Here is a 16,699-nt window from a genome sequence, read left to right on the forward strand (position 1 = left end):
TAGCCTCCCACCTATCCTACACAGACGAACTCAACGTTCAATGTAAAGCTATAGTAAAGGTTCACGGGGTCTTTCCGTCTTGCCACGGGAACGCTGCATCTTCACAGCGATTTCAATTTCACTGAGTCTCGGGTGGAGACAGCGCCGCTGTCGTTACGCCATTCGTGCAGGTCGGAACTTACCCGACAAGGAATTTCGCTACCTTAGGACCGTTATAGTTACGGCCGCCGTTTACTGGGGCTTCGATCAAGAGCTTCGCCTTGCGGCTGACCCCATCAATTAACCTTCCAGCACCGGGCAGGCGTCACACCCTATACGTCCACTTTCGTGTTTGCAGAGTGCTGTGTTTTTGATAAACAGTCGCAGCGGCCTGGTTTCTGCGACCCCCCTCAGCTATAGCCCGCATGGGCCACCAAAGGGGGTGCACCTTCTCCCGAAGTTACGGTGCCATGTTGCCTAGTTCCTTCACCCGAGTTCTCTCAAGCGCCTGAGAATTCTCATCCTACCCACCTGTGTCGGTTTACGGTACGGTCTGCGTGAGCTGAAGCTTAGGAGCTTTTCCTGGAAGCGTGGTATCAGTGACTTCGCCCTAAAGGGCTCGTCTCGGTGCTCGGTCTTAAAGGATCCCGGATTTGCCAAAGATCCAAACCTACCGCCTTTCCCCGGGACAACCAACGCCCGGTACACCTAACCTTCTCCGTCCCTCCATCGCACTCACGCGAGGTGCAGGAATATTAACCTGCTTCCCATCGACTACGGCTTTCGCCCTCGCCTTAGGGACCGACTAACCCTGCGTCGATTAACGTTGCGCAAGGAAACCTTGGGCTTTCGGCGTGCGGGCTTTTCACCCGCATTATCGTTACTCATGTCAGCATTCGCACTTCCGATACCTCCAGCAGCCTTCTCAAGCCACCTTCGCAGGCTTACGGAACGCTCCTCTACCGCGCATAACAAAGTTATGCACCCCAAGCTTCGGTTTCGTGCTTAGCCCCGTTAAATCTTCCGCGCAGACCGACTCGACCAGTGAGCTATTACGCTTTCTTTAAAGGGTGGCTGCTTCTAAGCCAACCTCCTGGCTGTCTGTGCCTTTCCACATCGTTTTCCACTTAGCACGAAATTTGGGACCTTAGCTGTGGGTCTGGGTTGTTTCCCTTTTCACGACGGACGTTAGCACCCGCCGTGTGTCTCCCGTACATTCTGTCTTGGTATTCGGAGTTTGCCATGGTTTGCTAAGACGCGATGTCCCGCTAGCCATAACAGTGCTCTACCCCCAAGAAGATTCATACGAGGCGCTACCTAAATAGCTTTCGAGGAGAACCAGCTATCTCCGGGTTCGATTAGCTTTTCACTCCTAATCACACCTCATCCCCTACCTTTGCAACGGGAGTGGGTTCGGGCCTCCAGTACCTGTTACGGCACCTTCACCCTGGGCATGACTAGATCACCCGGTTTCGGGTCTACTGCCCGCGACTATGCGCCCTTATCAGACTCGGTTTCCCTTCGCCTCCCCTATACGGTTAAGCTTGCCACGAACAGTAAGTCGCTGACCCATTATACAAAAGGTACGCAGTCACCCTTGCGGGCTCCTACTGCTTGTACGCACACGGTTTCAGGATCTATTTCACTCCCCTCTCCGGGGTTCTTTTCGCCTTTCCCTCACGGTACTGGTTCACTATCGGTCGGTCAGGAGTATTTAGCCTTGGAGGATGGTCCCCCCATGTTCAGACAGGGTTTCTCGTGCCCCGCCTTACTCGTCTTCACTGAAAAGGTCTTTTCGAATACCGGGCTGTCACCGTCTATGGCCAGTCTTTCCAGACTGTTCTTCTAAAACCAATCCAGCTTAAGGGCTGGTCCCCGTTCGCTCGTCACTACTCAGGGAATCTCGGTTGATTTCTTTTCCTCCGGTTACTTAGATATTTCAGTTCACCGGGTTTGCCTCCAGCAGCTATGTATTCACTGCAGGATACTGCCGAAGCAGTGGGTTTCCCCATTCGGACATTACGGGATCAATGCTTGTTGCCAGCTCCCCCGCACTTTTCGCAGGCTGCCACGTCCTTCATCGCCTCTGACCGCCAAGGCATCCACCGTGTGCGCTTATTCGCTTGACCATATAACCCCAAGTCGCCTCGGAGCTACATGACGTGTTGATGGGGTACAAAGCCACCAACGCGAACATACGACTCAATTTATTAGGGACTCGAAGTCCCCGCCTTAGCCTCAACGACACGTCTAGATGAAAATCTAAAACGCTCGCTACGTCACAAGTTGTTAAAGAACACGAAGCCGGCTTCAGCGCCGATCCGTTTCAAAATCTTTTAGTGTGCGGTTGCAGTTTTGCAGAGTAGTGCCGACCTGGCTTGGTGGGTCTGGGAGGACTCGAACCACCGACCTCACCCTTATCAGGGGTGCGCTCTAACCACCTGAGCTACAGACCCAAAAGTCGTCCTCAGTGGTGGAGCCTGTCGGGATCGAACCGACGACCCCCTGCTTGCAAAGCAGGTGCTCTCCCAGCTGAGCTAAGGCCCCGTTGTACGGGCTTACTCTGAAAAATGCAGGTGTCTTGTGTGGGCGCCTGACAAGAAGCGCTTGTCGTGCTCAAAAGGAGGTGATCCAGCCGCACCTTCCGATACGGCTACCTTGTTACGACTTCACCCCAGTCATCGGCCACACCGTGGCAAGCGCCCTCCCGAAGGTTAAGCTACCTGCTTCTGGTGCAACAAACTCCCATGGTGTGACGGGCGGTGTGTACAAGGCCCGGGAACGTATTCACCGCAGCAATGCTGATCTGCGATTACTAGCGATTCCGACTTCATGGAGTCGAGTTGCAGACTCCAATCCGGACTGAGATAGGGTTTCTGGGATTGGCTCACCCTCGCGGGTTTGCAGCCCTCTGTCCCCACCATTGTAGTACGTGTGTAGCCCTGGTCGTAAGGGCCATGATGACTTGACGTCATCCCCACCTTCCTCCGGTTTGTCACCGGCGGTCTCCTTAGAGTTCCCACCATTACGTGCTGGCAACTAAGGACAAGGGTTGCGCTCGTTGCGGGACTTAACCCAACATCTCACGACACGAGCTGACGACAGCCATGCAGCACCTGTCTCACGGTTCCCGAAGGCACCAATCCATCTCTGGAAAGTTCCGTGGATGTCAAGACCAGGTAAGGTTCTTCGCGTTGCATCGAATTAAACCACATACTCCACCGCTTGTGCGGGCCCCCGTCAATTCCTTTGAGTTTCAGTCTTGCGACCGTACTCCCCAGGCGGCGAACTTAACGCGTTAGCTTCGATACTGGGTGCCAAGTTGCACCCAACATCCAGTTCGCATCGTTTAGGGCGTGGACTACCAGGGTATCTAATCCTGTTTGCTCCCCACGCTTTCGTGCCTCAGTGTCAGTGTTGGCCCAGGATGCCGCCTTCGCCACGGATGTTCCTTCTGATCTCTACGCATTTCACTGCTACACCAGAAATTCCGCATCCCTCTACCACACTCTAGTGATCCAGTATCCACTGCAATTCCCAGGTTGAGCCCAGGGCTTTCACAGCAGACTTAAACCACCACCTACGCACGCTTTACGCCCAGTAATTCCGAGTAACGCTTGCACCCTTCGTATTACCGCGGCTGCTGGCACGAAGTTAGCCGGTGCTTATTCTTTGGGTACCGTCATCCCCACCGAGTATTAATCGACAGGATTTCTTTCCCAACAAAAGGGCTTTACAACCCGAAGGCCTTCTTCACCCACGCGGTATGGCTGGATCAGGCTTGCGCCCATTGTCCAATATTCCCCACTGCTGCCTCCCGTAGGAGTCTGGACCGTGTCTCAGTTCCAGTGTGGCTGATCATCCTCTCAGACCAGCTACCGATCGTCGCCTTGGTGGGCCATTACCCCGCCAACTAGCTAATCGGACATCGGCTCATCTAATCGCGTGAGGCCTTGCGGTCCCCCACTTTCACCCGTAGGTCGTATGCGGTATTAGCGTAAGTTTCCCTACGTTATCCCCCACGAAAAGGTAGATTCCGATGTATTCCTCACCCGTCCGCCACTCGCCACCCAGAGAGCAAGCTCTCCTGTGCTGCCGTTCGACTTGCATGTGTTAGGCCTACCGCCAGCGTTCACTCTGAGCCAGGATCAAACTCTTCACTTAAAACTGCATTGCCCGAAGGCAAAAACATTTAGCTGCAGAGCTCGATCACAAGCTTTACGTATCGCTTGCATTTCTACAATTGACAAGATGCTCATGAATCGAACGTCTGCAAGATGGACAGCTTGTCCTTCCTGCAGGCGCCCACACAAGTCACCTGCGCACACTTTCAAAGAACTCGAAGTCGGCCTCAGCGCCTTCCTTCGTTGGCCCCGACGTTTCCGTCGAGGTGAGCCGCCTATTATGGCGGACTTTTTCGTTTCGTCAACATCTTTTTTCGAAGTTGTTGGCGATCCGTTTCCCTTCTTCCGGCGCCCTGCCGGTCCGGCAAGGCCCCGTGCGTCGGGGGAGGGAAAGTATGGCGCGTTCTGTCAGCTTTTGGAAGGGGTGCGGATGGAATTTTTCACATCGCCTCGACCGGCCTTCAGGCAGCGGCGCCCTGCTCAGCCCGCTACCAGACGGACCCGCGCGAAATTGCGCTTGCCCACCTGCAGGACGCCCTCGAAGCCCGGCATCAGCTGCAGGCCCGCGTCTTCGACCACCTCGCCCTCCACCTTGACCGCCCGCTCCTTGAGCTTGCGGTTGGCTTCGGAGTTGCTGGGCGTGATCCCCGCCGCCGTCAGCAGCGCCGCAATGCGGATCCCGTCCGCCGGCACGCCCACCTCCTTCAGCTCCAGCAGCGACGTGTCCCCCTGACCCGTGACGACGGCATGCCAGCCGGCGATCGCCTTTTCGGCGTCGGCTGCGCCATGGAAACGGACCGCCAGCTCCCGCGCCAGGCGCAGCTTGACGTCGCGCGGGTTCAGCCCGCCGTCCGCGACCGATCGCTTGAGAGCGGCCGCTTCGGCCAGGCCGATCTCGAAGCTCAGCAGTTCGATCCAGCGCCACATCAGGTCGTCGCCGATCTTCATGGTCTTGGTGACGATGTCGATGGCCGGCTCGCTGACGCCTATGTAGTTGCCCAGCGACTTGGACATCTTGTTGACGCCGTCCAGGCCCTCCAGCAGCGGCATGGTCAGCACGATCTGGGGTGTCTGGCCGTGGTGCTCCTGGAGCCCCCTGCCCATCAGCAGGTTGAACTTCTGGTCGGTGCCGCCGAGTTCGACATCCGCCTGCAGGGCCACGGAGTCGTAGCCCTGCACCAGCGGATACAGGAACTCGTGGATGGCGATGGACTGCTGGGCGGCATAGCGCTTGGCGAAGTCGTCGCGCTCCAGCATGCGGGCGACGGTGTGCTGGCCGGCGAGGCGGATCATGTCCGCCGCGCCCATCCTGCCGAACCATTCGGAATTGAAGCGGACTTCCGTCCTTTCGCGGTCCAGCACCTTGAAGACCTGCTCCTCGTAGGTGCGGGCATTGGCCAGCACGTCCTCGCGGGTGAGCGGCTTGCGGGTGACGTTCTTGCCCGTGGGGTCGCCGATCATCCCGGTGAAATCGCCGATCAGGAAGATCACCTGGTGCCCCAGGTCCTGGAACTGCCGCATCTTGTTGAGCAGGACGGTGTGGCCCAGATGAAGATCGGGCGCCGTCGGGTCGAACCCCGCCTTCACGCGCAACGGGCGACCCAGCTTCAGGCGCGCCTCCAGTTCTTCGGGTTTGAGGATTTCGTCGGCACCACGGCCGATCAGGGCAAGAGCTTCAGCGGAAGACACAGGGAACAGTTCCAGTCGGGGGCCCGTGAAGGGCGAGTCAGTGAAGTGAAGTTACCGTTAAATGTAGGTAAACAGTGATACCTATCAAAAAAGCCATTTGACTCAATGGTTTGACGCGAAGTCTTCGCGTGTCTATGGTACGCCGATTGGGGCTTTGCCTTGGCCCCGGGGTGCGACCTTGATGCAAACTCATGGGGGCGGCAACAGCCGCAAGCAACAGTTCCGCGAGCGCCTTGGCGTGCTTCGGGAAACCGCCGTGAAGCGGCACCTGCCGGAAGGCCGCTGGACGCGCCGCCACTGGATCCACGCCAGTCTGTTCACCACCATCGGCGTGTTGATGGCCACCATCGTGCCGGGCTTCTCCAGCGCCATCCAGGCGCCGGTCTCCCAGCCCCGCAACACCCTGCTGCTCGAACTGCCCGAATTGTCCGCCGCGCGCCAGGCCGGTACGGCCGGCGACAGTTGGCAGGTGGTGCGGGTGAAGCCTGGGCAGACCATGGGGGCGATCTTCGAGGAACTGGGCATCCCGGCCGCCACGCTGCACCGCATCCTGGAGAACAGCGATGCGAAGAAGGCGCTGACGCGCCTGAAACCGGGCACCGAGATCGCCTTCGACCTGCCTGTCACCGGCGGCCTGCGCACGCTGCGCTACGACCGCGACCCCAGCCATCGCGTGGAACTGCTGGTCGGCACCGACAAGATCACCGAGCGGGTCATCGCGCGCGAGACGACCACCCGCACCGTCGTGCTGAGCGGCAAGGTGGGGCGTTCGCTGAACCGGTCGGCGCGCAAGGCGGGACTGACCTCGGCCAACATCAACTCGATGACCGACGAGATCTTCAAGTACGACATCGACTTCAACTCCGACCTGGGGCCGGACGACCGCTTCAGCGTGGTGGTCGAACAGACTTGGCGCGAAGGCGAGCTGATCAGCACCGGACCGGTGCAGGCGGCCACCTTCACCGTCGACGGGAAGCTGTACTCCGGCTTCCGTTTCACCCGTCCGGGCGGCAAGCCGGAGTACTTCACCGCCGCCGGCCGGCCGCTGAAGAAGAACTTCATCCGCATGCCCATCGCCTATGCGCGCATGAGCTCCAAGTTCGGTGCGCGACGCCATCCCGTGCTGGGCACCATGCGCATGCACAAGGGCGTGGACTATGCGGCGTCCACGGGCACGCCGATCATGGCGGCAGGCGATGGGCGCGTGCAGTTCGCCGGCTGGCAGGGCGGCTATGGGCGCACCGTCATCCTGGACCACGGCCGCGGCCACACCACGCTGTATGCGCACATGTCGCGGCTGGGCAAGATCAAGCCGGGCCAGCGCGTGGCGCAGGGCACCGTGATCGGCTACGTCGGTACCACGGGCCTGTCCACCGGCCCCCACCTGCATTACGAGTTCCGCATCAATGGGGCGCACCGCAACCCGCTGTCGGTGACGATGCCGCCACCCGAGCCGCTGTCCGGGGCCCAGCTGGCCGCGTTCCGTACGTACACCTCGAACGCGCTGGCGCGCATCCGCACCGTCGAGGACATCATCTACGCCGATGTCGGTCCCGCCGAAGACGCGGCGAAGCCGGCCACCACCGTGGCGGCCGCCAAGCCTGCCGCTGGCAGGAAGAACGGCAAGGGCTGACCCGGCCGCACGTGGCGGGATATCCGAAAAGGCGGGACACTGTCCCGCCTTTTTCTTTGCCCGACCCTTCCGCATGACCGAAGCCACCGATGCCCCCGTCTCCGAGCTCTACCTGGGCCTGATGTCGGGCACCAGCGCCGATGGCATCGATGCCGCCCTGGTCCGGTTCGAGGGCGAAGGGCGTGCGCTCGGCTGCCGGCTGGTGCATGGCCGCACGTTCGCCTGGGACGAGGCCACACGCGCCCGGCTGGTCGCACTGGGCCAGGGCGCGGACAACGTGTCGCTGGACGCGCTCGGTGCGCTGGATGCGACCGTGGCGCAGGCCTTCGCCGAGGCAGCCCTGGCGCTGCTTCAGGACGCCGGCGTACCGCGCGGCCGCGTGCGGGCGATCGGCTCCCACGGCCAGACCATCCGCCACCGTCCGCATGCCGACCCTCCCTTCACCTGGCAGCTGGGCGATGGCAATGTCATCGCCGAGCGCAGCGGCATCGACACCGTGGCCGATTTCCGCCGCCGCGACGTGGCCGCCGGTGGCCAGGGCGCGCCGCTGATGCCCGCCTTCCACGCCGCGCTGCTGGGGTCGGCGCAGGAAGACCGGGCGGTGCTCAACCTGGGCGGCATCGCCAATTTCACCCTGCTGCCGGTGGGCGGGGAGGTCCGCGGCTTCGACACCGGCCCGGCGAATGCACTGATGGATGCCTGGTGCGAGCGCCACACCGGCCGCGCCTACGATGCCGATGGCGCCTTCGCGGCCAGCGGACAGGTCAACGCGGCGCTGCTGGCCCGCCTGCTGGCCGAGCCGTGGTTCGCACTGCCGCCGCCCAAGAGCACCGGCCGCGAACATTTCCACCTGGACTGGTTGCAGGCGCGCATGGACGGCACCGTCGTGCCCGCCGCCGACGTGCAGGCGACCCTGCTGGACCTGACCGCCCGCACGGTGGCCGATGCGCTGCAGATGACGCAGCCGGACACCCGCCGCGTGCTGGTCTGCGGGGGTGGCGTGCGGAATGCGGTGTTGATGGCCCGACTGGCCGCCTACCTGCCGCAGGCCATCGTGGAGTCGACCGCCCTGCACGGCCTGGAACCGGACTACGTGGAAGCGATGGGCTTTGCGTGGCTGGCCCGCGAAACGCTGGCGGGCCGTCCCGGCAACCTGCCCGCCGTCACCGGCGCCTCGGGGCGCCGTGTGCTGGGCACGGTGTATCCGGCCTAGAAGCCCTTGCCGGGCGGCACGTCCTTCAGGGCGCTGATGGCTTCGGCCAGCGCGTTGACTTCGCGATCGTCGAAGCCGCCGCGCACTTCGGCCTCGCATACGAACAGGCCCTGCTCCAGCAGGTTGAAGATGGTGTCGTGGATCGGCCAGCCGCGGGCCTGCGAGACGCGCCGGATGCGCTCGGCGAGGATCGGATCCACGTCCTTCAGCACGATGTCGGTCATTGCCCCGTCCCCTGCATGCCCCATGGGCAGACTGTAGCGCAAGCGCTCAGTCCGCCGCCGGCCCTGGCGGTGGCGCGGCGCCACTGGCCGGCTCATGGTCGCCGCCGAAGCGGATGCGCGGCACCAGCCAGAAGAACAGCAGCGCGGCGGGCACCGACGCCAGTGCCGTGATCCAGAAATACGGCGCGTAGCCGGTCTGTTCCACGATGCTGCCGGACACTGCGCTCAACAACTTGCCCGGCAGCATCACCAGCGATGAGAACAGCGCGTACTGCGTCGCGGTGAACCGCTGGTTCACGAGCGCGGACAGGAACGCCACCAGCGTGGTGCCCTGGAAGCCCTGCGCCAGATTCTCGCCGGAGATCACCAGCGTGAGCTTCCACACATCGCCATCGGCACCGACCAGCCACACATACAGCAGGTTGCTGATCGCGCCCAGCACCACGCCGACGAACAGGGGCCACTTCACGCCCCAGCGCGCGATGGCGATGCCGGCAAGGAAGACGCCGGCCAAGCCCACCCAGATGCCGTAGAACTTGGTAACCGCCGCGATCTCGGTCTTGGTGAAGCCTTCGCCCAGGTAGAACGGCGCCATGATGCCGCCGCCCAGCGACTGGTCCGAGACCTTCGCCAGCAGGATGAAGGCCAGCAGGGCGGCGGCCAGCGGGGCGCCGAAGCGGCGGAAGAAATCCAGGAACGGTTCGACCACCCCTTCCTGCAGGCCTGCGGCCCAGGTGGTCATCTTCACCCGGACCACGCTGGGCTCGGAGGCCAGCAGCACGGCCACCACGGGGATCAGCATGAACACGGCCATGGCCATGTATACCTGCGGCCACGGCACATGGTCGGCCAGTACCAGCGCCAGCATGCCGGTGATGATCAGGGCGATGCGGTAGCCCAGCGAGTAGGTGGCCAGCAGCGCGCCCTGCGATTCCTGCGGCGCGATCTCGATGCGGTAGGCATCCACCGCGATGTCCAGGGTGGCGCCGGCGAATGCCGTCATCAGGGTGACCCAGATGAAGGGCGCCAGCCGGCCGGGTGTCAGGTGCGCCATCAGCAACAGTCCGACGATGACCACCGCCAGTGCGAACAGCAGCCAACCGCGCCGCTGGCCCAACCGCCCGATGAGCGGCAAACGCCAGCGGTCCACCAGCGGTGCCCACAGGAACTTCAGCGTATAGCTCAGGCCGGCGCTCGCGATCAGGGTGATGTTCTTCAGTTCCAGCCCGTTCTCGGTCAGCCAGTAGGCCAGCGTGCCGGCCACCAGCAGGAACGGCATGCCCGAGGCGAAGCCGAAGAAGAACATCGTCCACGCCGACGGTTGCGCGAACGCGCGCCAGACCGAGGGCTTGGATGGGCGATCGCGGGCGGAGACCGTCATCAGGCGTAGTCCACCGTGAAGGGCGCATGGTCGGAGAAGCGCTGCTCGCGGTAGATCGAGCAGGCCTTGAGGCGGTCGCGCAGCGACGGGGTGACGAACTGGTAGTCGATCCGCCACCCCACGTTGTTGGCGCGCGCGGCGCCGCGGTTGCTCCACCAAGTGTAATCCTGGCCTTCCGGATGCAGCACGCGGTAGGCATCGACCCAGCCGCCGTCGTCCACGCACAGCCCGTTCAACCAGTCGCGCTCGGGCGGCAGGCAGCCGGAGTTCTTCTGGTTGCTGGTCCAGTTCTTGATGTCCAGCCGGCTGCGCACGATGTTCCAATCGCCGCACAGCACGTAGTGGCGGCCACTGCGGCGCCATTCGTCCAGCACCGGCGCCAGCCACTCCATGACCTTGAACTTGAACCCCTGGCGCTCCTCGCCCGACGAGCCGGACGGGATGTAGAACGAGACCACGCTCAGATCGCCGAAGCGCGCCTCGATGTAGCGCCCCTCGTCGTCGAACGGGCCCCAGCCCAGGGCCGTGCGCACTTCATCGGGCTCGCGCCGGGCGTAGATCGCCACGCCGCTGTAACCCTTCTTGGTGGTGGCGTCGCGGAACCAGGCCTTGTAGCCGGCCGGCAGGAACGCGGGCCCGGCCAGCTGGTGTTCCTGCGCCTTGGTCTCCTGCACGCACAGCACGTCGGCGTCCTGCGCGGCGAACCAGTCGAAGAAACCCTTGGTGGCCGCCGAGCGCAGGCCGTTGGCGTTGAAGCTGATGATGCGCATGGGTACGTCGTTCGTCGGAAACCGGGCAAGCGTACCCGAACCGGCGCCCGGACCGCGCGGCGCGCGGGCCGCGGCGGTTATCCTGTCCCCATCCCGTTCAGTCCCGTCCCCATGACCGACCATCGCGCCCGCTTCCTCCAACTCGCCCTGCATGCGCAGGCCCTACGCTTCGGCCAGTTCACGCTGAAGTCGGGCCGGCAGAGCCCCTATTTCTTCAATGCCGGCCGTTTCGACAGCGGCTCGCTGCTGGCCGGCCTGGCCGCCTGCTATGCCGACGCGATCGAAGAGGCCGGGTTGCAGTTCGACCTGCTGTTCGGCCCGGCCTACAAGGGCATCCCGCTGGCGACGGCGCTGGCCTGCGAGTTCGCCCGCCGCGGGCGCGACCTGCCCGTGGCCTTCAACCGCAAGGAAGCCAAGGACCACGGCGAGGGCGGCCTGCTGATCGGCGCGCCCTTGGAAGACCGGCGCGTGCTGGTCGTCGACGACGTGATCACCGCCGGCACCGCGATCCGCGAGGCGCTGGGCCTGATCCGCGCCGGTGGCGGCACTCCGGCCGGGATCGTCGTCGCGCTCGACCGCCAGGAAGTGCTGGGCGAACCGGGCGCGACAGCGCCGCGCCGTTCGGCGGCGCAATCGGTCGCCGCGGAAACCGGCGTTCCCGTGGTGGCCGTGGCCAACCTGCACGACCTGCTTGCATTTGCCGGCGAAAGCGCCGACCTTGTCCGCCATCGCGACGACCTGCTGGCCTACCGGGCCCGCTACGGCAGCGCGACCCAGGACTGATGCAGCAGGGGGCTGCCATGACCGTCCGCACATCCATCCTGCTGGCCACCGCCGCGCTGGTGGCGATGCCCTGCGCGCTGGCGCAGGACAAGGGCGCGGCCGGCGCCAAGAAGCTGTTCTGCTGGCAGGAGAAGGGCCAGCGCGTCTGCAGCGACGCCCTGCCGGCCGACGCCGTGAATGCCGCGCGCGACGAGATCAGCGCCAGCAGCGGCCTGCGCACGGGTGGCGTGGAGCGCGCCCTGACCGCCGAGGAGCGCGCCCAGGCCGCCATCCAGGCCCAGCAGCGGCAGATGGATGCGGCCGCCGCCGAGACCCGCCGCCGCACCGATGCGGCCATGCTGCTGTCGTACCGCAGCGAGGAGGACCTGCGCCGCGTGTTCAACGAACGCACGGCCATCGTCGACAACAACGTGCAGACCGCGCGCTACAACGCGGTCAGCCTGCGCGAAGGCCTGATCAGCCTGCTGCAGACCGCCGGCGACCGCGAGCTGGCCGGCAAGCCGGTCACCGCCGAAATGGCCGCGGCGATCCATCAGCGCCATGCCGAACTGGTGCGTACCCGCCGCCTGCAGCAGAGTTTCGAAAGCCAGCGTGCCGAGCTGGACGTGGAGATCGCCGACACCCTGCAGCGCTTCCGCGCGATGAAGGGCGTCACGGCCGAGCAGGCCGAAGCCGCCGCCACCGCCCCGTCCGACGCCACCGCCGACGCGCAGGCGCCCGCCCGCCGCTGATCCGCCTTCGAAACCGGCGCGGTACCGGGCCCCGGACACGACAACGCCGGGCATGCCCGGCGTTGTCGGCTTGGCGTTGCGGCGACGGGCTCAGAACGTCATGGTCAGTTCCGGTGCCAGCGCCTGCAGGCGCGTGCGGAACTCGTCCTTGATGCGCTCCAGCGCCGCCGTATTGTCCGCCTCGAAGCGCAGCACCAGGATCGGCGTGGTGTTGGAGGCGCGTACCAGGCCCCAGCCATCGTCCCAATCCGCGCGCAGGCCGTCGATGGTGGACAGGCGCGCACCTTCGAAGCTGGCGCCCTCGACGAACCGCGCCACGATCTCGTGCGGCGTGCCGGCCGGCACATCCACCTTGATCTCCGGCGTGGACACGCCGTCAGGCAGCGCCGCCAGCACCTCGGAAGGCGTCTCGGCCCGGTTGGCGAGGATCTCCAGCAGGCGGGCCGCCGAATAGAGTCCGTCGTCGAACCCGTACCAACGCTCCTGGAAGAAGAAATGCCCGCTCATCTCGCCGGCCAGTTCGGCGCCGCTCTCGCGCATCTTCGCCTTGATCAGCGAGTGCCCGGTCTTCCACATCATCGGCGTGCCGCCGTGGCGCAGCACCCACCCCTGCAGCTTTCCGGTGCACTTCACGTCGTAGATGATCAGCGCGCCGGGATTGCGTTCCAGCACGTCGGCGGCGAACAGCATCAGCAGCCGGTCGGGGAAGATCACCTCGCCTTCTTTGGTCACCACGCCCAGGCGGTCGCCGTCGCCGTCGAAGGCCAGGCCGATGTCGGCATCGAAGCGCTTGACCGTCTGGATCAGGTCCTCGAGGTTGTGCGGCTCGCTGGGGTCGGGGTGGTGGTTGGGGAAGGTGCCATCGACTTCGCAGTACAGCGGGATGACATCCGCGCCGATCGCCTCCAGCAGCTGCGGCGCGATGTCGCCGGCCACGCCGTTGCCGGCATCCACCACCACCTTCAGCGGCCGCTCCAGCTGCACGTCGTCGGCGATGCGCTGGATGTAGTCGGCCGACACGTCGCGCTGCTGCAGGTCGCCGGGCACGTTGGCCACGTGCAGGCGGTTGTCGCGGATGCGTTCGTACAGGTCGGTGATCGCATCGCCGGACAGCGTCTGCCCGCCGACCACGATCTTGAACCCGTTGTAGTCCGGCGGGTTGTGGCTGCCGGTCACCGCCACGCTGCTGCCGGTGCGCAGGTGGTAGGCGGCGAAGTACGCCACCGGCGTGGGCGCCAGGCCGATGTCGATGACGTTGCGCCCGGCCTTGCGCAGGCCGGTGATCAGCCCGCCCACCAGATCGGGACCGGACAGGCGCCCGTCGCGCCCGACCACGATGTCGGCCAGGTCCTCTTCGCGCATCACCGACCCGATCGCCAGGCCGATCAGTTCGGCCACCTCGATGTTCAGCGTCTTTCCGACGACGCCACGGATGTCGTAGGCGCGGAAGATGCCGGGGTCCACCTCGACCGCGCTGCGGTCGGGGGGACGACCCTCTTCCTGCGCGCGGGCCTCGCGGGTGGCGGGCGTCGGCGGCGGTTCGCGCAGCAGTGCCTCACCCAGGGTGGGCTCGTCGGTTTCGTCCATGGTCGCGCCTTTCTTTCCGAACCGGGGCAGGCGGATGCCGCCTCGCGCCACCAGCAGCGCCAGTACCGCCAGCGCCGCCAGCAGGCCGCCCGCCACCAGTGCGGGAATCGCGCCCAGGCCCAGCGGCCCCGGCTCGCTGTCCGGCACCGCGGTGGCCACGCGCAGGCCGGTCTTGCCGACCGTGTGCGCCATGCGTTCGGCGCCATCCTGCAGGCCGGCATTGCCGCGCTCGCGCACGCTGAAAGCCCCCTGCCGCAGCGCCAGGTAGCCGCCCGCGGGCACGGCCACGCCGTCGAATCCGCCGGTCAGCTGCGCCAGGGGCAGGCGCACGTACACCACGCCCTGTGGAACGGCCGCCGCCAGGCCGAAGGCCGTGGCCTTGCCATCCTTCACCACCCGGGCCGCCACGGCATCGCCCTGCATGCCCGCCTCGAGCAGCGCGAGCTTGCTGAAGCCGAAGGCCGGCGCGTCGGCATAGGCCGACTCCAGCGCGCCATCGTGGATCTCGACATGCTCCACGCCCGCCCATCCCTCGCGCAGCGCTGCGACGGCGGCGCCGGTGTCGTTGCGGTCCAGGGCGGCCTTCACCGGTGCCGACGCCAGGCGCTGGGCCAGCTGTCCTGTCTGCGCGCGGTAGGCGCTCTCCACGGCCGAGGCCGCCGCGTCGCGGGCGCGCTGCATGTCGTCGAGCAGGGCCGCATCGCGCCATTGCCGCACCCCGCTCCAGGCCAGCAGGCCGGCCAGCAGCAGCAACAGCAGCGCCAGCAGCGGCAGCGCACGCCGCGTATCGCCCACGGGAATCCGCGGACGCTTGTCGTTGGTCGTGTTCATCGGCTCATCCCCTGTCACCGCACGCCGGTGTGGCCGAAACCACCCGTCCCCCGTGCGCTGTCGGCGAAAGTATCCACCACCTGCAGGCTCACGCGCACGACCGGCAGCACCATGACCTGGGCGATGCGGTCGCCCGGCTGGATGGTGAAGGCCTCGTGCCCGCGATTCCAGACGCTGATCAGCAGCGGCCCCTGGTAGTCGGCGTCGATCAGCCCGGTGCCGTTGCCCAGCACGATGCCGTGCCGGTGGCCCAGCCCCGAGCGGGGCAGCACCACCGCGCACAGCTGCGGGTCGCCCAGGTGCAGGGCGATGCCGCTGGGCACCAGCGCGGCGTCCCCCGGCTCCAGCACCAGCGGCGCATCCAGCGCCGCGCGCAGGTCCATGCCGGCGCTGGCCTCGGTGGCATAGGCCGGCAACGGCCATTCGTCGCCGAAACGGGGGTCCAGCAGCTTCACTTCCACCGCGCGGGATGCGCTCATGCGTTCAGTCGCTCCACGATCAGGTCCATCAGTTCGTCCGCCAGCTGCGTCTTGGGTGCCGAGGCGAAACTGCGCTCGCCTTCCTTCCAGTAGGCCGTCATCGCGTTCTGGTCGCTCTCGAACCCGCCATCTGCGATGCCCACGCGGTTGGCCACGATCATGTCCAGCCGCTTGGCTTCCAGCTTGCGGCGAGCGTACTCGGCCACGTTGTTGGTCTCGGCGGCGAAGCCCACCACCAGCCTGAGCGCCTGCGTCTGCGCCGCGACCTCGGCCAGGATGTCCGGCGTACGCACCAGGTCCAGCGCCAGCGATTCGCTGGATTTCTTGATCTTGTCGGCGGCCGGCTCGCGCGGGGTGTAGTCGGCCACGGCGGCGGCGCCGATGTAGAGGTCGGCAGGCAGGGCGGCGAACACCGCCTGGTGCATCTGCGCGGCGGAACGCACATCCACGCGGGTCACGCCCGGCGGCGTGGGCAGGTGCACGGGGCCGGCGACCAGGGTGACCGCCGCGCCCCGTTTCGCGGCGCTGGCGGCGACAGCGAAGCCCATCTTGCCGCTGCTGCGGTTGCCCAGGTAGCGGACCGGGTCCAGGTCCTCGTAGGTGGGCCCCGCGCTGACCACCACCTTCAGTCCGGCCAGGTCCTGCGGCACCGGCGGGGCATCGCCGGCGCGGGCGGCCAGTGCGGCCACGATCTCGCCAGGCTCGGCGAGCCGGCCGGGACCGGATTCGCCCTCGGCCAGCGGCCCGTCGTTCGGCCCCACCACCCGCACGCCACGGCTGCGCAGCGTGGCCAGGTTGGCCTGGGTGGCGGGATGCTCCCACATGCGGTGGTTCATCGCCGGCGCGACCATGACCGGCGCGGTGGTCGCCAGGCACAAGGTGGTGACCAGGTCGTCGGCCAGCCCATGCGCCAGGCGTGCCATCAGGTCGGCGGTGGCGGGCGCGACGATCACCTGGTCCGCCCAGCGTGCCAGTTCGATATGGCCCATGGCCTGCTCGGCCGCGCTGTCCCAGAGGGACGTGCGGGTGGGGTATCCGGACAGCGCCTGGAAGCTCAGCGGCGTGACGAACTGCTGCGCCCCGGCGGTCATGGCGACCTGCACCTGCGCCCCCGCATCGCGCAGACGGCGCACCAGTTCAAGCGCCTTGTAGGCGGCAATGCCGCCCCCCACGCACAGCAGCAGGCGGCGTCCCGCCAGGCCCTGTGTCTTGTCCCATCCCGTCACGTCGGCCCATTCCTACGTCGATACAGGCGATTAGCTTACCCGAACGGCC

General features: G+C 65.5%; 11 protein-coding genes, 2 tRNA genes and 2 rRNA genes (1 of these 15 running past the window's edge). 4 read left to right on the forward strand and 11 right to left on the reverse strand.

Features of this window, described 5'->3' with window-relative positions; all coding sequences use genetic code 11:
• The 5 genes from MUU77_RS17205 to tyrS all read right to left on the reverse strand — a co-directional run.
• Positions 1–2,108: ribosomal RNA gene (locus MUU77_RS17205) — 23S ribosomal RNA — on the reverse strand (it extends 771 nt beyond the left edge of the window).
• A gap of 250 nt (positions 2,109–2,358) precedes the next feature.
• Positions 2,359–2,435, reverse strand: a tRNA-Ile gene (locus MUU77_RS17210).
• 15 nt (positions 2,436–2,450) lie between these two features.
• Positions 2,451–2,526 (reverse strand) — tRNA-Ala (locus tag MUU77_RS17215).
• Positions 2,527–2,598: 72 nt separating this feature from the next.
• Positions 2,599–4,143 (reverse strand): 16S ribosomal RNA (locus MUU77_RS17220).
• The 16S and 23S rRNA genes sit together here with 2 tRNA genes alongside, the layout of an rRNA operon.
• A gap of 440 nt (positions 4,144–4,583) precedes the next feature.
• On the reverse strand, positions 4,584–5,792 hold the full coding sequence (gene tyrS / locus MUU77_RS17225; RefSeq protein ID WP_245089517.1) for a tyrosine--tRNA ligase: 1,209 nt from the start codon (positions 5,790–5,792) through the stop codon (positions 4,584–4,586).
• A 181-nt stretch (positions 5,793–5,973) separates the two neighbouring features.
• Here tyrS and MUU77_RS17230 point away from each other — a divergent pair, with 181 nt between their 5' ends.
• Both MUU77_RS17230 and MUU77_RS17235 read left to right on the forward strand, forming a co-directional pair.
• On the forward strand, positions 5,974–7,425 hold the full coding sequence (locus MUU77_RS17230) for a peptidoglycan DD-metalloendopeptidase family protein (RefSeq protein ID WP_245089518.1): 1,452 nt from the start codon (positions 5,974–5,976) through the stop codon (positions 7,423–7,425).
• A gap of 73 nt (positions 7,426–7,498) precedes the next feature.
• Positions 7,499–8,638 carry an anhydro-N-acetylmuramic acid kinase gene (locus MUU77_RS17235; protein WP_245089520.1) on the forward strand — a complete coding sequence of 380 codons (1,140 nt, stop codon included), beginning with the start codon at positions 7,499–7,501 and terminating at the stop codon, positions 8,636–8,638.
• Here MUU77_RS17235 and MUU77_RS17240 read toward each other — a convergent pair.
• The 3 genes from MUU77_RS17240 to MUU77_RS17250 are packed head-to-tail and all read right to left on the reverse strand — an operon-like array spanning position 8,635 to position 11,013.
• The gene (locus MUU77_RS17240; RefSeq protein WP_055937736.1) at positions 8,635–8,862 is read right to left on the reverse strand and encodes a hypothetical protein; all 228 of its coding nucleotides are present in this window, start codon (positions 8,860–8,862) and stop codon (positions 8,635–8,637) included. The two genes, MUU77_RS17235 and MUU77_RS17240, sit on opposite strands and share 4 nt — an antisense overlap.
• Positions 8,863–8,908: 46 nt before the next feature.
• Positions 8,909–10,243: an MFS transporter gene (locus MUU77_RS17245; RefSeq protein ID WP_245089521.1), complete on the reverse strand. Its 1,335-nt coding sequence runs from the start codon at positions 10,241–10,243 to the stop codon at positions 8,909–8,911.
• Positions 10,243–11,013, reverse strand: a complete 771-nt coding sequence (locus tag MUU77_RS17250) for an exodeoxyribonuclease III (protein WP_245089523.1) — start codon at positions 11,011–11,013, stop codon at positions 10,243–10,245. The genes MUU77_RS17245 and MUU77_RS17250 overlap by 1 nt, the downstream gene beginning before the upstream one ends.
• Positions 11,014–11,124: 111 nt before the next feature.
• Between MUU77_RS17250 and pyrE the strand changes: the two genes are divergently transcribed.
• Both pyrE and MUU77_RS17260 read left to right on the forward strand, forming a co-directional pair.
• Positions 11,125–11,796 carry an orotate phosphoribosyltransferase gene (gene pyrE, locus MUU77_RS17255; RefSeq protein ID WP_245089525.1) on the forward strand — a complete coding sequence of 224 codons (672 nt, stop codon included), beginning with the start codon at positions 11,125–11,127 and terminating at the stop codon, positions 11,794–11,796.
• Between the two features lie 17 nt (positions 11,797–11,813).
• Positions 11,814–12,527 (forward strand): hypothetical protein, encoded by a 714-nt coding sequence (locus tag MUU77_RS17260; RefSeq protein WP_245089527.1) that lies wholly within the window; start codon positions 11,814–11,816, stop codon positions 12,525–12,527.
• Between the two features lie 90 nt (positions 12,528–12,617).
• On the opposite strand, the gene MUU77_RS17265 is transcribed toward MUU77_RS17260, so the two are convergent.
• From MUU77_RS17265 to coaBC, 3 genes are read right to left on the reverse strand one after another with little or no spacing between them, the layout of a single operon-like run.
• Complete coding sequence (locus MUU77_RS17265) at positions 12,618–14,945, reverse strand: phosphomannomutase/phosphoglucomutase (RefSeq protein ID WP_245089529.1); 2,328 nt, start codon at positions 14,943–14,945, stop codon at positions 12,618–12,620.
• A 14-nt stretch (positions 14,946–14,959) separates the two neighbouring features.
• Positions 14,960–15,424 carry a dUTP diphosphatase gene (dut, locus tag MUU77_RS17270; protein WP_162110876.1) on the reverse strand — a complete coding sequence of 155 codons (465 nt, stop codon included), beginning with the start codon at positions 15,422–15,424 and terminating at the stop codon, positions 14,960–14,962.
• Entirely contained in the window at positions 15,421–16,650 is a 1,230-nt protein-coding gene (gene coaBC, locus MUU77_RS17275) for a bifunctional phosphopantothenoylcysteine decarboxylase/phosphopantothenate--cysteine ligase CoaBC (RefSeq protein WP_245089531.1), read from the reverse strand. The genes dut and coaBC overlap by 4 nt, the downstream gene beginning before the upstream one ends.
• Positions 16,651–16,699: the final 49 nt, after the last annotated feature.

Origin of the sequence: Pseudoxanthomonas sp. F37 (genome assembly GCF_022965755.1) — a bacterium.
In the GTDB taxonomy this organism is placed as follows: Bacteria; Pseudomonadota; Gammaproteobacteria; order Xanthomonadales; family Xanthomonadaceae; genus Pseudoxanthomonas_A.

What these genes read in the sequence shown, in the direction of transcription:
- pyrE (WP_245089525.1), top strand. Translation starts at nt 11,125, where the DNA reads ATGACCGACCATCGCGCCCGCTTCCTCCAACTCGCCCTGCATGCGCAG.
- MUU77_RS17235 (WP_245089520.1), top strand. Translation starts at nt 7,499, where the DNA reads ATGACCGAAGCCACCGATGCCCCCGTCTCCGAGCTCTACCTGGGCCTG.
- MUU77_RS17245 (WP_245089521.1), bottom strand. Translation starts at nt 10,243, where the DNA reads ATGACGGTCTCCGCCCGCGATCGCCCATCCAAGCCCTCGGTCTGGCGC.
- dut (WP_162110876.1), bottom strand. Translation starts at nt 15,424, where the DNA reads ATGAGCGCATCCCGCGCGGTGGAAGTGAAGCTGCTGGACCCCCGTTTC.
- MUU77_RS17265 (WP_245089529.1), bottom strand. Translation starts at nt 14,945, where the DNA reads ATGAACACGACCAACGACAAGCGTCCGCGGATTCCCGTGGGCGATACG.
- MUU77_RS17250 (WP_245089523.1), bottom strand. Translation starts at nt 11,013, where the DNA reads ATGCGCATCATCAGCTTCAACGCCAACGGCCTGCGCTCGGCGGCCACC.
- MUU77_RS17260 (WP_245089527.1), top strand. Translation starts at nt 11,814, where the DNA reads ATGACCGTCCGCACATCCATCCTGCTGGCCACCGCCGCGCTGGTGGCG.
- MUU77_RS17230 (WP_245089518.1), top strand. Translation starts at nt 5,974, where the DNA reads ATGCAAACTCATGGGGGCGGCAACAGCCGCAAGCAACAGTTCCGCGAG.
- MUU77_RS17240 (WP_055937736.1), bottom strand. Translation starts at nt 8,862, where the DNA reads ATGACCGACATCGTGCTGAAGGACGTGGATCCGATCCTCGCCGAGCGC.